Origin of the sequence: Arthrobacter gandavensis (genome assembly GCF_039528575.1) — a bacterium.
Lineage (GTDB): Bacteria > Actinomycetota > Actinomycetes > Actinomycetales > Micrococcaceae > Arthrobacter_B > Arthrobacter_B citreus_B.
The window spans coordinates 1,080,226-1,094,790 of record NZ_BAAALV010000002.1; the positions used below are offsets into that span (position 1 = coordinate 1,080,226).

General features: G+C 64.9%; 10 protein-coding genes. 8 read left to right on the forward strand and 2 right to left on the reverse strand.

The features are described from left to right. The first annotated feature begins 372 nt into the window (after positions 1–372). Positions 373–1,743 carry a phosphoglucosamine mutase gene (glmM, locus tag ABFX29_RS08385; protein WP_152226499.1) on the forward strand — a complete coding sequence of 457 codons (1,371 nt, stop codon included), beginning with the start codon at positions 373–375 and terminating at the stop codon, positions 1,741–1,743. A gap of 21 nt (positions 1,744–1,764) precedes the next feature. Here the strand turns inward: glmM and mscL are convergent, their stop codons facing one another. Continuing rightward, the gene (gene mscL / locus ABFX29_RS08390; RefSeq protein ID WP_152226501.1) at positions 1,765–2,193 is read right to left on the reverse strand and encodes a large conductance mechanosensitive channel protein MscL; all 429 of its coding nucleotides are present in this window, start codon (positions 2,191–2,193) and stop codon (positions 1,765–1,767) included. Between the two features lie 51 nt (positions 2,194–2,244). After that, positions 2,245–3,225: a type I pantothenate kinase gene (gene coaA, locus ABFX29_RS08395; protein ID WP_152226503.1), complete on the reverse strand. Its 981-nt coding sequence runs from the start codon at positions 3,223–3,225 to the stop codon at positions 2,245–2,247. Positions 3,226–3,339: 114 nt separating this feature from the next. Between coaA and glmS the strand changes: the two genes are divergently transcribed. The 7 genes from glmS to mgrA are packed head-to-tail and all read left to right on the forward strand — an operon-like array spanning position 3,340 to position 14,562. Continuing rightward, a complete protein-coding gene (gene glmS, locus ABFX29_RS08400; RefSeq protein WP_152226505.1) occupies positions 3,340–5,217 on the forward strand; it encodes a glutamine--fructose-6-phosphate transaminase (isomerizing) in 1,878 nt (625 codons plus the stop codon). Between the two features lie 33 nt (positions 5,218–5,250). Further along, complete coding sequence (locus tag ABFX29_RS08405) at positions 5,251–5,601, forward strand: holo-ACP synthase (RefSeq protein ID WP_152226507.1); 351 nt, start codon at positions 5,251–5,253, stop codon at positions 5,599–5,601. Positions 5,602–5,611: 10 nt separating this feature from the next. Continuing rightward, complete coding sequence (locus ABFX29_RS08410; protein ID WP_152226509.1) at positions 5,612–7,150, forward strand: NAD(P)H-hydrate dehydratase; 1,539 nt, start codon at positions 5,612–5,614, stop codon at positions 7,148–7,150. Between the two features lie 55 nt (positions 7,151–7,205). Then, positions 7,206–9,392, forward strand: coding sequence for a glycogen debranching protein GlgX (gene glgX / locus ABFX29_RS08415; RefSeq protein WP_152226511.1), 2,187 nt, complete (start codon positions 7,206–7,208; stop codon positions 9,390–9,392). Then, entirely contained in the window at positions 9,389–11,701 is a 2,313-nt protein-coding gene (gene treY / locus ABFX29_RS08420; RefSeq protein ID WP_152226514.1) for a malto-oligosyltrehalose synthase, read from the forward strand. Before glgX ends, treY begins: the two co-directional genes overlap by 4 nt. Then, a complete protein-coding gene (gene treZ / locus ABFX29_RS08425; protein ID WP_152226516.1) occupies positions 11,698–13,467 on the forward strand; it encodes a malto-oligosyltrehalose trehalohydrolase in 1,770 nt (589 codons plus the stop codon). The genes treY and treZ overlap by 4 nt, the downstream gene beginning before the upstream one ends. 48 nt (positions 13,468–13,515) lie before the next feature. Then, positions 13,516–14,562 (forward strand): L-glyceraldehyde 3-phosphate reductase, encoded by a 1,047-nt coding sequence (gene mgrA, locus ABFX29_RS08430; protein WP_152226518.1) that lies wholly within the window; start codon positions 13,516–13,518, stop codon positions 14,560–14,562. The last annotated feature ends 3 nt before the right edge of the window (positions 14,563–14,565 follow it).

Sequence of the window (14,565 nt, forward strand, 5' to 3'; positions counted from 1 at the left end):
CCCCCGGCATTTGCCGGGGGCCTTCTGTGTACCTGCCTTCTGCGTGCCTGGCAAGCAAACGCACTATAGGGACGTGGCGGCGGGTCCGCGAGCCGGCGCGGAGTGGACACGGAGGCGACAGGCCGCGCTGGACGCCGGCAGGCGGCTGTGCCGCATCGGACATCGGCGCACTGTTGCCCCAAGCCAGCGCAGGAGTGCCCGGTCCGTGCAGGACGAAATCCGTCCGTCTCACCTGGCGGGAGGGCCCCAGCGTTTCGCCGCAGGTGATAGGGAAGTGGCAGAATAGGCGCGGGGGTTACGCCTGAACCCCGGCCGGGCAGTCCCCATGTTCCCGGTTTTTCCTGGCGGCCGCATGCTTTAAGGACATTTTCTATGACACGACTGTTTGGTACCGACGGGGTTCGGGGCCTGGCCAACGGACTCATTACCGCAGAGGTCGCCCTTGGCCTGGCGCAAGCCGCAGCAGTGGTGCTCGGACACCGGCAGGTGCCCCACGGTAAGCGTCCGGTCGCAGTGGTAGCCCGGGATCCGCGCATTAGCGGTGACTTCATCTCCGCAGCCGTAGAAGCTGGCCTGGCCAGCTCCGGAGTGGACGTCTTCGACGCCGGAATCCTTCCCACTCCCGCCGCAGCGTTCCTGGTGGCGGACCTGGAAGCAGACTTCGGCGTCATGATTTCCGCGTCGCACAATGCCGCACCCGATAACGGCATCAAGTTCCTGGCCCGTGGCGGACAAAAGCTCGACGACGCCCTGGAAGATGCCATCGAAGCTGAGATGCAGGTACCCAGCCTCAGGCCCACGGGAGCCGCAGTCGGCCGAATCAAACGGTTCGCGGACGCGGAGGACCGGTACGTCGTACACCTGCTGCAGACGCTTCCCAACCGGCTTGATGGCATCAAAGTCGTGCTGGACTGCGCGCATGGTGCCGCAAGCGGCTGCTCGCCCCAGGTCTTCGCAGACGCAGGGGCAGAGGTAATTGTGATCGGCGCCGATCCCGACGGCGTGAACATCAATGACGGATATGGTTCCACCCACCTGGGCCCGCTGCAGGCCGCGGTCCTCGAACACGGAGCCGACCTCGGCATCGCCCATGACGGCGACGCGGACCGCTGCCTCGCCGTGGACGCCGAAGGCAGCATTGTGGACGGTGACCAGATCATGGCCATCATGGCCGTAGCCATGAAAGCGTCGGGTGAGCTGAAGGACGACGCCCTCGTAGCCACTGTCATGAGCAACCTCGGCCTCAAACTGGCCCTGCGCGAGGCCGGCATCAGCATCCGGGAAACCGGTGTTGGCGACCGCTACGTGCTGGAGGCCATGCGCGAGGGCGGCTACAGCCTGGGCGGTGAGCAGTCCGGCCACGTTATCTTCTCCAAGTACGCCACCACTGGTGACGGCGTCCTGACCGGCCTGCAGCTGGCAGCCCAGCTGGCCAAGACAGGCCGCAGCCTCAAGCAGCTTGCCAGCATCATGGACAAGCTTCCGCAGGTCCTCATCAACGTGAAGAACGTAGACAAGACGGCAGCAGCCACCAATGAGGCTGTCCGCCAGGCCGTCATTGACGCCCAGGAGAAACTCGGGGAAACCGGCAGGGTCCTGCTGCGTCCCTCAGGTACGGAACCGCTGGTGCGCGTTATGGTGGAAGCCGCAGACATGGACACCGCACAGAGCGTTGCGGCCAAGCTGGCCGCCGTCGTCGAAGCGAACCTCTCGCTGAAGGCCTCCGAAGGCGCAGGAGTCTAACGCTGCCAGGCCCGGGCGGTGCTAGTGTTTGGGCCCGCCCGGTGCCTGGGCTGCCCCGTTGGGCGGCTGCGCGGTGAGCGCATCCCGGATCTCGGTCAGCAGCATCACCTGAGGATCCGCACTCTGTTCCGGGGTGATCCCCAGCCTGCGGTTCCGGCGTTCAATCATCTTGTTCATTGGCAGCACTATCGCGAAGTACACGGCTGCTGCCACGAGCAGGAAGTTGACGACGGCGGTCAGCAGGACGCCGAACTGAATCTGGTTCCCGTTGAAGTTAACCACCGCGAAGCTGTCGAAATTCGGCGAACCGACGAGCCCGGAAATGAACGGCATAAGCACTGAGTTGACCAAGGCGTTCACAACTGTCGTAAACGCAGCACCGATGATTACGGCAACGGCCAGGTCCAGGACGTTGCCCTTCATGATGAAGTCTTTGAATCCCTTTAGCATCTCGCCAGAGTAACCGCCCCAGGGCCCCCGGCACCGCACTCACCGAAGATTTCAGGTTTTGCGCAGCAGCATTCGCCGGACCGAGTGGTCAGCGTCCTTGGTGAGTACCAGCTGGGCGCGCCCGCGGGTCGGGAGCACGTTGGTCACCAGGTTGGGCTCGTTGATCCGCTTCCAGATATCCAGGGCCGTCTCGCGGGCCTCATGGTCGGTCAGGGCCGCATAGCGGTGGAAGTAGGACGCCGGATTCGCGAATGCGCCGCTGCGCAGTGACTGGAAGCGCTGGACGTACCACTCCTCTATGTAGGAGGTACGGGCGTCAACGTAGATCGAAAAGTCGAAGAAGTCGCTAAGAGCCAGGCCGGACCGGCCGTCCGGACGGGTGCGGGCCGGGGCCAGCACGTTCAATCCCTCGACGATGAGCACATCGGGGCGCCGAACCACGATTTCCGAGCCGGGAACAATGTCATACGTCAGGTGGGAGTAGCGCGGCGCCCGCACCTCCTCCGCCCCGGACTTTACCGCGCTGACAAAACGCAGCAGCCGGCGGCGGTCGTAGCTTTCCGGGAAGCCTTTGCGCTCCATCAGCCCGCGGCGCTTGAGCTCCGCGTTCGGGTACAGGAATCCGTCGGTCGTGATCAGTTCGACGTTCGGGGTGTCCGGCCAGCGGCGCAGCATTTCCCGCAGCACGCGGGCGGTAGTGGACTTTCCCACCGCGACCGAACCGGCCACGCCAATGACGAAGGGCGTGCGCGTGGTCTGCTCGCCGAGGAAGGTCGTTGTGGCGCTGTGAAGCTTCCCGGCGGCTGCTACGTAAAGGTTCAGCAGCCTGGAAAGCGGAAGGTATACCTCCCGAACCTCGTCCAGGTTCAGCTGGTCGCCCAGTCCCCGGAGGCGGGTAATGTCCTCCTGGTTCAGCGGAGATTCGATCTCATGGGACAGTCGCGACCAGGTTTGCCGGTCCAGCTCAACGAACGGAGTGAAGTTAGTCTCATGGCCGTTGCCGGGCGCCGGCTTCGGAGTTGGTTCGGTCACTCTAGGAATTGTGCACTGCCCCGGCGGGCAATCCAAACGGAGCGGGCTCCCGGCAGGTGCGGGCCAGGGGTGCCGTTTAGACCGGCAGCGGCTCGTGCCGGTAGTCTTAGCACCATGTGTGGAATCGTAGGTTATACAGGCCGCCCGGGTGCAGCCGCAGCAGTCGGACACAGTGCCCTGGACGTTGTCATGGAGGGCCTGAAGCGCCTCGAGTACCGGGGCTATGACTCCGCTGGAGTCGCTGTACTCACCCCCGGGGGAGTCGATTCCAGGAAGAAGTCCGGCAAGCTGGCCAACCTTGTCGCCGAACTGGACTCCGCGCCCCTGCCCGAGGCAACCACCGGCATCGGCCACACCCGCTGGGCCACCCACGGCGGACCCACCGACGGCAACGCCCACCCGCACCTTGCGGACAACGACCGCCTTGCGGTGATCCACAACGGAATCATTGAGAACTTCGCCGAGCTGAAGGAAGAACTCCTGGCAGCCGGTGCGGTCTTCCGCTCCGAAACCGACACCGAGGTCGCCGCGGCGCTGCTGGGCAGCATCTATGCCGGTGCCGGCAACAAGGACCTTGCCCTGAGCATGCAGCTTGCCTGCCAGCGCCTGGAAGGCGCCTTCACCCTCCTCGCCGTCCACGCCGACTCCCCGGACACCGTAGTGGCCGCACGCCGCAACTCGCCCCTCGTCGTCGGACTTGGCGACGGCGAGAACTTCCTGGGCTCCGATGTTTCAGGCTTCATCGACTTCACCCGCCGTGCCGTGGAACTGGGCCAGGACCAGATCGTCACCATCACCCCGGACAGCGTGGAGATCACGGACTTCTACGGAGTGCCCGCAGAAGGTACCGAGTTCGACGTGAACTGGGACGCTGCCGCCGCCGAGAAGGGCGGTTATGACTCCTTTATGGAAAAGGAGATCAACGACCAGCCCCAGGCCGTGGCAGATACGCTGCTGGGCCGCTCGGACGCAGACGGCCGGCTGACGCTGGATGAACTGCGCGTGAGCCCTGAGGAACTGAAGTCGATCAACAAGATCATGGTCCTGGCCTGCGGAACCTCCGCTTACGCCGGCCAGGTGGCCAAGTACGCCATTGAGCACTGGTGCAGGATCCCCGTGGAGGTCGAACTCAGCCATGAGTTCCGCTACCGGGATCCGATCGTTGATGCCAACACGCTGATCGTGGCGATCTCCCAGTCCGGAGAGACCATGGACACCCTCATGGCTGTCCGCTACGCCAAGGAACAGGGCGCCAAGGTGCTGGCCATCTGCAACACCAACGGCTCCACGATTCCGCGCGAGGCAGACGCCGTCCTCTACACGCACGCCGGACCGGAAATTGCCGTCGCGTCCACCAAGGCCTTCCTCGCCCAGATCACCGCCACCTACCTGCTGGGGCTGTACCTCGCGCAGATCCGCGGCAACAAGTTCCAGGGCGAAATCAAGGACATCCTTGCGGACCTTGCCAAGGTCCCGGCCAAGATCCAGCAGGTGCTGGACAGCGCCGAAGACATCAAGGAACTGGGCAGCCTGATGGCAGATACGTCTTCCGTCCTGTTCCTCGGCCGCCATGTGGGCTTCCCCGTCGCCATGGAAGGTGCCCTGAAGCTGAAGGAACTGGCGTACATCCACGCCGAGGGTTTCGCCGCCGGCGAGCTGAAGCACGGTCCGATCGCACTGATCGAAGAGGGCCAGCCGGTCTTCGTGGTTGTGCCTTCGCCGCGCGGACGGGATTCACTGCACGCCAAGGTGGTTTCCAACATCCAGGAGATCCGCGCCCGCGGCGCCAAGACGATCGTGATCGCCGAAGAGGGCGACGACGCAGTCAAGGCCTACGCAGAGCACATCTTCTACGTGCCCGAGACCCCCACGCTGCTCGCTCCGCTGCTGACCACGGTCCCGCTGCAGATCTTCGCCTGCGTACTGGCAACTGCCAAGGGATACGACGTCGACCAGCCGCGCAACCTGGCCAAGTCCGTCACCGTCGAATAAGCACCGTCAGCCAAGGGACCAAGGGGGAACACCATGATTGTCGGTATCGGAGTGGACGTGGTGGATGTCCCGCGCTTCGGGCGCCAGCTTGAACGTACGCCGGGCCTGCGGGCACGGCTGTTCGTCCCGGCTGAACGGGAACTGAACCTGCGTTCGCTGGCAGCCAGGTTCGCCGCCAAGGAAGCGGTGGCCAAGGCACTCGGCGCGCCGGCAGGCATGAACTGGCAGCACTGCCAGGTCGAACTGGACGCTGCCGGGGCACCCAAGATCCGGGTCGAAGGCACGGTTGCTGCGGCCGCCGAAGCACGCGGAGTACGCGTTTGGCACCTGTCCCTGAGCCATGACGGGGACTTGGCCACTGCCATGGTGGTCGCAGAAGGCTAGTCTGGTACGCATGATCAGTGCGTACTCCGGGACCGCGGTCCGGGCAGCCGAGCGTCCGCTCCTGGACGCAGGCACCGGCGCCGAGCTCATGCAGCTGGCAGCTCACGGACTCTATGCAGTTTGCGTGCAGCTGCTCAAAGATCGGCGCGGCCGAATCTACGGGTCAACCTGTGTGGTCCTTGCCGGAGCCGGGAACAACGGGGGAGATGCCCTGTACGCAGGATCCCGGCTGCTTCGGCGGGGCTGCGCAGCCACCGCTGTCCTCACCTCGTCCTCCGCGCACACTGAGGCCCTAGCCGCGTTCCTGGCCGGAGGAGGGCGGGTACTCACGCTCAGCGAAGACAACACTGCCGAGGCCAGGCAGCTCTGTGAAGACGCGGACCTGGTCCTGGACGGGATTCTTGGAACCGGAGGCAAGGGAGGCCTGCGCGGCCCGGCAGCCGGCCTGGCCGGCCTGGCACCTGCGAGAGCGCGCCGCGGGCACGCTCCCGCCGTCGTCGCCTGCGACCTGCCCAGCGGCATCGATGCCGACACCGGGCAGGCTCCGGGACCGCATCTGAGCGCCGACGTCACCGTTACCTTTGGTGCCGTGAAAACCGGACTGGTCGCCGGGCCCGGCGCGGAAGCCTCCGGACGCATCGAGGTCGTGGACATTGGGATCACCCCGAATCTTGGAACGCCCGCCGTGCACCGGCTCCTTGCACCGGACGTCGCATCCCTGCTGCCCCGGCCCGCAGCCGGAGACCAGAAATACAGCAGGGGAGTTCTCGGCATCGCAGCCGGATCTGACACGTACCCCGGTGCTGCCGTACTCGCCACCGGCGCCGCCCTGGCTGCCGGAACCGGCATGGTCCGTTATCTGGGGCCGGAACCGGTGCGCAGACTCATCAACCAGGCGCATCCGGAGGCCGTCTGCGCGGACAGCACCGTTGCGCTCACGCATGTGCAGGCCTGGGTCGCCGGACCGGGCGCAGGTACGGATGAGGCGCAGCGCCGCCGCGCCGCCGATGCGATGGCCTCCGGGCTCCCGTGCGTCATCGACGCCGATGCGCTGTCCGCCGTCGAGCCGGGGACAGGCGAACAAGTGATCCTTACCCCTCACGCCGGGGAACTGAGCACTCTGCTGAACCGGCTGGGAGAACAGGCGGACCGCGAAGCGATTGAAGCCGATCCGCTCACCTGGGTGCAGAAGGCAGCAGCCCTGACCGGCGCAACAGTCCTCCTGAAGGGATGGGCAACACTGGTGGCAGCTCCCGGCGGGCAGGTCTTCAGCCAGGCGGAAGCCACTCCGTGGCTGGCCACGGCGGGAAGCGGGGACACCCTCTCCGGCATCCTCGGGGCGATGCTCTCCACTGCCCGTGTGTCTTCGCCCTCACCCGGGTACTACGCAGCGGTGGCTGCCGCGGCCGCCAGCATCCACGGCCGTGCCGGCAGGCTCGCCGCTGAGCAGGGACCTGTGCAGCCTTCACTGCTTCCCGAGGCCATCCGCCGGGTGGTTTCAGCCATGGAACAGTGGCGTCCCGGGCCCGGGGAAGCTGGCATACTGTAGAAAAGTAAGCAGGCATAGTATTTTGCCTGCTACCCACCGCAGTGAGGAGCTTTGAATGGAAGTGTGGCCCGGAGATGCCTACCCGTTGGGAGCAACTTACGACGGAAACGGCACCAATTTCGCCCTCTACAGCGAGGTCGCGGATTCCGTAACCCTCTGCCTCTATGACGACGACGGCGCTGAGACGTGCATTCCGCTGACCGAAGTGGACGGCTACGTGTGGCACTGCTACCTCCCGCACGTGGTCCCGGGACAGAAGTACGGCTACCGTGTGGACGGGCCCAACGACCCCGAGCAGGGTAACCGCTGCAACCCCAGCAAACTGCTGCTGGACCCCTATGCCAAGGCGGTCGCAGGCCAGATCGAGTGGAACCAGTCCCTGTTCGGCTACAACTTCGGTGACGAGGACTCCCGCAACGACGACGACTCAGCACCCCACATGATGAAGGCCGTGGTGGTCAATCCGTTCTTCGACTGGGACGGAGACCGGCGTCCGCGCACCGAGTACCACCAGTCCGTGATCTACGAGGCGCACGTCAAGGGCCTCACTGAGCAGCACCCCGAGATTCCCGAGGAACAGCGCGGAACCTACGCCGGCATCGCCCACCCGGCCGTCATCGCGCACCTGCAGAAGCTGGGCGTGACGGCCCTGGAACTCATGCCGGTCCACCAGTTCGTGAACGATTCGACCCTGCAGGAAAAGGGGCTCTCCAATTACTGGGGCTACAACACCATTGGCTTCTTCGCTCCACAGAACACGTACGGCTCTACGGGAGATGACGGCGGGCAGGTCCAGGAATTCAAGGCCATGGTCAAGGCCCTGCACGCTGCCGGAATCGAAGTCATCCTGGATGTGGTCTACAACCACACGGCGGAGGGCAACCAGCTGGGTCCCACGCTTTCCTTCCGCGGAATCGACAACGCTGCCTATTACCGGCTGGTGGAGGACGACAAGCGCTACTACATGGACTACACCGGTACCGGAAACTCCCTGAACGTGCGCAACCCGCATTCACTGCAGCTGATCATGGATTCCCTCCGTTACTGGGTAACCGAAATGCATGTAGACGGTTTCCGCTTCGATCTTGCCTCCGCCCTCGCCCGCGAGTTCTACGACGTCGACCGCCTCTCCAGCTTCTTCGAACTGGTCCAGCAGGACCCCGTTGTCTCCCAGGTGAAACTGATCGCTGAGCCGTGGGATATTGGCCCCGGCGGCTACCAGGTGGGCAACTTCCCGCCGCAGTGGACTGAGTGGAATGGAAAGTACCGGGACACGGTTCGGGATTTCTGGCGCGGAGAGCCCTCGACGCTGGGCGAATTCGCCTCCCGCATCACCGGTTCAGCGGATCTCTACGAGTCCTCCGGCCGGCGTCCGGTCGCTTCGATCAACTTCGTCACCGCCCACGACGGGTTCACGCTGCGCGACCTGGTCTCCTACAACGAAAAGCACAACGAGGCCAACGGGGAAGACAACAACGACGGCGAATCCCACAACCGTTCGTGGAACTGCGGCGCGGAGGGTCCCACTGACGACCCGAAGGTCCTCTCCCTGAGGGCCCGGCAGCAGCGCAACTTCCTGGCCACGCTCCTGCTCTCCCAGGGCGTTCCCATGATTTCCCACGGCGATGAGCTGGGCCGGACCCAGGACGGAAACAACAACGGCTATGCCCAGGACTCCGAACTGACCTGGATCGACTGGGAAAACATGGATGCGCCGCTGATGGAGTTCACGGCCGCGGTGAACAAGCTGCGCGCCGAACACCCCACGTTCCGTCGCCGCAGGTTCTTCGACGGACGTCCGGTGGAGCGCGGGGAAGAAGACGTCCTGCCGGACATCGTGTGGCTGAACTACGACGGCACCCCCATGAACCCTGAAGACTGGGACAGCCAGCTGGGCCGCTCCCTGGGCGTGTTCCTGAACGGAGAGGGCATCCGCGGCAACGACCGCAGGGGCCAACCGATCACCGACGCCAGCTTCCTGCTGTACTTCAATGCTGACGACGAAGCCGTGACGGTAAGCCTGCCGCCGCAGGAATACGGCGACCTGTGGGACCAGGTCATCGACACGGCCGGCGAAGGAGCGGATGCGGATCCGCTTGGCAGCGACGGCAAACTGCAGGTAGCTGCGAAATCCATGGTTGTTCTGCGCGCCCACTCCCAGGAGGAAGAAGTCCACGACCACTCGGTTGCGGCTTCACTGGCAGCGCTGGCCGGGGCAAAGACCCGGGAGAGCAGCGTATGAGGGCGCCCCGCTCCACATACCGGCTGCAGTTGCATGAAGGCTTCACCCTGCACGACGCCGCTGCCCTGGTCCCGTATCTGAAGGACCTGGGCGCGGACTGGGTATATCTCTCGCCGCTGCTTGCCGCAGAGCGGGGCTCCACCCACGGCTATGACGTCACGGATCCTTCCACCGTCGACCCGGCACGCGGCGGTCCGGAAGGACTGCAGGCGCTGGCGGACGCAGCGCACCAGGCGGGCATGGGTGTGCTGGTGGACATTGTTCCCAACCACATGGGCGTTGCAACGCCGTCGGCCAACCGATGGTGGTGGTCGGTCCTTGAAGAAGGCCGCGGCTCACGGTATGCGCAGGCCTTCGACATCGACTGGGAGGCTGGCGCTGGCCGGCTGCGGCTGCCGGTACTGGGGGAGAGCAGCGATGCACTTCTGGACCTGCGGATCGAGGACGGAGCGCTGCACTACTACGAGCAGTCGTTCCCGATCGCTGCGGGAACCTATACCCCCGGAGACACGCCCCGTGAGGTCCACGACCGCCAGCATTACGAATTGGTGAGCTGGCGCCGTGCCGATGATGAGCTCAACTACCGGCGGTTCTTTGGCGTGAACACCCTCGCCGGTGTCCGCGTGGAAGTTCCCTGGGTTTTCGAGGAAACCCACGCTGAAGTAGGGCGCTGGTTCCGCGAGGGACTGGTTGACGGCCTGCGGATCGACCATCCGGACGGGCTGGCGGATCCGGCAGGGTACCTGGAGCAGCTCAGCGATCTCACGGGCGGAGCCTACGTCCTGGTGGAAAAGATCCTTGAGCCCGGCGAGAAGCTTCCCGAACAGTGGCCCGTAGCCGGAACCACCGGCTACGACGCGCTCGCCGAGGTGGACCGGCTGTTCGTCGATCCGCAGGCAGCGGCGCTGCTCACGAACGCCTCCGACGCCGAGCCTTACCGCCACATGATCCACGACACCAAGAGGGCCGTTGCCGATGGCCTGCTGCAGTCGGAGGTGCAGCGGCTGGTGCGGCTGTTGCCCGAAGAATCCGGCTTGGATGCGGCCACTTCCGCGGATGCCATTGCCGAACTGCTGGCCTGCTTCCCGGTCTACCGGAGCTACCTTCCCGACGGTGCCGCCTATCTGGAGGAGGCCGCGCTGAATGCACGGGTGCGGCGCCCCGACCTGGAACCGGCCTTCGACGTGCTGCTGCCGCTCCTGCGCGGAGAGGGGGACGAGCCCTCCGGCGGACTGAACGAACTGCCGGTACGGTTCCAGCAAACGTCCGGAATGGTGATGGCGAAGGGCGTTGAGGACACCGCGTTCTACCGCTACTCCCGGCTCACATCCCTGAACGAGGTGGGCGCTGATCCTTCCCTGTTCGCCCTTGAACCGCATGACCTGCACCTTGCCATGCTGGTGCGGCAGCAGGACGCTCCGCTGGCAATGACCACCCTCAGCACGCACGACACCAAACGCAGCGAGGACACCCGGGCGCGGATCAGCGTCCTGTCCGAAATGCCGCAGGAGTGGACCGAGGCCGTGACGGCCCTGGAAGAGTTTCTGCCGCTGGGCGACCGTCCGCTGGCAGACCTGCTGTGGCAGGCCCTTGCCGGAACCTGGCCGCTGGAGCGCGAACGCGCCCACGCTTACGCCGAGAAGGCCGCCCGTGAGGCCGGGCAGAGCACCACCTGGACTGCCCCGGATGAGGCGTTCGAAAAGCAGCTTCACGCGCTGGTGGACGGTGCCTATGACCACCCCGGGGCCAACGTTGTCCTGTCCTCAGTGGCTGAACACATCACCGGGCCAGGGTGGTCCAACGCATTGGGAGCCAAGCTTGTGCAGCTGACCATGCCCGGTGTCCCTGACGTTTACCAGGGGACGGAGCTGTGGGACCACTCCCTGGTGGACCCGGACAACCGACGTCCGGTGGACTACTCGCTCCGCACGGCAGCGGCTGCAGCCGGCCAGAGCGCACCTGGGCCGGTAGATGATTCGGGAGCAGTGAAGTTCCACGTCACCAGGGAGGCGCTGCGCCTGCGCCGGGAACAGCCGGAACTCTTCAGCGGCTATTCAGCCCTGGGCACTGAGGGGCCGGCTTCGGAACACGTTTTTGGATTTGACCGTGGCGGTGCGCTCACCTTGGTGACCAGGCTTCCCCTGGGGCTCGCAGCCGCAGGCGGATGGAGGGGAACGATCGTGCACCTGCCGCCGGGCACCTACACCGACCGGCTGACCGGCAAGAGGCATGACGGTGGACGCGTGGAAGCTGAAGAGGTGTTCGAGCACTATCCCGTGGCGCTGCTGGTTCGTCAGGAGGAATCATGAGCACGAAATTCAGCGTGTGGGCTCCCCAGGCGCAGTCCATGCGGCTGATTGCTGACGGAGACGAGGTGCCCATGAATGCCGGTGCCGGGGGATGGTGGCATGCCGTCCATGCCCCGGGTGCGGAATCGGCAAGTAAGGAGATCGACTACGGCTACCTGATCGATGACGCCGCAACCCCGGTCCCGGATCCGCGCTCCCGGCGGCAGCCCGAAGGAGTCCACGGCCTCTCACGGACCTTCGATCCCTCCGGATTTCAGTGGACGGACTCTGGATGGGTCTCTCCCGGCATGGCCGGCGGAGCGATCTACGAACTGCACATAGGAACGTTCACGCCCGAGGGGACACTTGATGCCGCCGCCGCTAAGCTCGGCTACCTTGCGGATTTGGGCGTGCAGTATGTGGAGCTGATGCCGGTCAACGCCTTTAACGGCACCCATAACTGGGGGTACGACGGCGTGCTTTGGTACGCGGTCCACGAGGCCTACGGCGGGCCGGAGGCTTACCAGCGCTTCGTTGATGCAGCCCATTCCCGCGGGATCGGAGTCATCCAGGACGTTGTCTACAACCACCTTGGTCCCAGCGGCAACTATCTGCCGCTGTTCGGTCCGTACCTGCAGCAGGGCAGCGCCACCACGTGGGGCGATTCACTGAACTTGGACGGTCCGCTTTCCGATCCTGTCCGCCAGTACATCCTGGACAACGTGGAGATGTGGTTCCGCGATTACCATGTTGACGGCCTTCGCCTGGATGCGGTGCATGCCCTTCGGGATGAGCGTGCCCTCCATATCCTGGAGGAAATGTCCACCCTGACGGATGACCTCTCGGCGGACCTGGGCGGAACCCTTTTCCTGATTGCCGAATCAGACCTGAACAACCCCCGGCTGATCACGCCCCGGAACCTCAACGGCTACGGTATTGCGGGCCAGTGGTCCGATGACTTCCACCACGCGGTTCACAGCAACCTCACCGCTGAAACACAGGGGTACTACGCGGACTTCGATTCGCTGGAGGCCATCGCGAGGGTCATCACCAACGGGTACTTCCATGACGGCAGCTTCTCCTCCTTCCGGCAGCGCAGCCACGGCCGCCCGCTGGAGAAGTCAGTGATCACTCCACGGCAGCTGGTGGTTGCGGTGCAGAACCACGATCAGATCGGCAACAGGGCCGCCGGTGACCGGAACACGGCTGTCCTCGGCTATGACCAGCTGGCCCTCGCCGCTGTGCTTAACCTGTCGTCCTCGAACACCCCCATGATCTTTATGGGCGAAGAGTTCGGGGCCTCCACCCCTTGGCAGTTCTTCACGTCCCATCCGGAAGAAGAGCTGGGCAAGGCTACGGCTGAGGGACGGCTCGCCGAATTCGCCAGGATGGGGTGGGACCCGTCCCTGGTTCCCGACCCCCAGCACCCCGATACTTTCACCCGGTCAAAACTCGACTGGTCCGAAGTGGGCAATGACGGGCATGCCAGGCTGCACCGGCTCTACCGCGACCTGCTGTCGCTGCGCCGGACAGTGCCGGAACTGACAGAACCTGATTTCCGGAACATCAGCGTGGACTTTGACGAAATATCACGCTGGTTGACCATCCACCGCGGAGGCGTCGTCGTCGCACTGAATTTCGCGGACTCTGCCCGCGAGCTGCCCGTGCCCGTCAACGGCACTGTGCGGGTCCTGCTGGAGACAGCGCCGGTCCTGACCTACGACGGCGCCGTGGAGCTTCCCGCCTATGGTGCTGCCATTCTCTCCGGCAGCAACGGACAGGACTGACGCCACGGCCTCCTCGATTCGAGCGGGCACCGGTGGCAGGATGGAGCCATGACCTTTACTCCCGCGGAAGACCGTTACGACTCCATGCCCTACCGCCGTGTTGGCCGCAGCGGACTGCACCTGCCCGCAGTGTCGCTGGGCCTGTGGCACAACTTCGGAGACGACGTGCCGTTCGAAACCCAGCGCTCCATCCTGCGCAGGGCCTTCGACTTGGGAGTCACGCACTTCGACCTGGCCAACAACTACGGCCCGCCTTACGGCAGTGCGGAAACCAACTTCGGCCGGCACCTGAAGGACGACTTCCGGCCCTTCCGCGATGAGCTCATCATTTCCAGCAAGGCCGGTTACGACATGTGGCCGGGCCCCTACGGCAACTGGGGTTCCCGGAAGTACCTGCTGGCGAGCCTGGACCAGTCGCTGGAGCGCATGGGACTGGACTACGTGGACATTTTCTACAGCCACCGACCGGACCCCGAGACACCGCTCGAGGAGACCATGGGGGCGCTGGATACGGCTGTGCGTTCCGGCAGGGCACTGTACGCGGGCATTTCCTCCTACTCTGCGGAGAAGACCATTGAGGCTGCCAGCATCCTGCGGGAGATGGGCACGCCGCTGCTGATCCACCAGCCCTCCTACTCCATGCTCAACCGGTGGGTGGAGCAGGGCGAACCGAACCTGTTCCAGGCCCTGGAAGAGACCGGTGCGGGGTCCATCGCCTTCTCACCGCTCGCGCAGGGCCTGCTGACAAACAAGTACCTCGGCGGTGTTCCGGAGAATTCCCGCGCCGCCGCCGGGAAGTCACTCGACCCGTCGCAGCTCTCGGACGAGAACCTTGACCGGGTGCGCGGATTGAACCGCATTGCCGAGTCCCGCGGCCAGACGCTGGCACAGATGGCGATCGCCTGGGTGCTCCGGCCCCAGCGGAACGGCAATTCCATCACGTCGGCGCTGGTCGGAGCATCCAGCGTCAAGCAGCTTGAAGACAGCCTGGCGGCGGTGCGGAACCTTGACTTCACGGACAAGGAACTGGCGGACATCGACACTTTTGCCCAGGACTCGGACATCAACCTCTGGGCCGCCGCCCTCGACGCCTAAGCC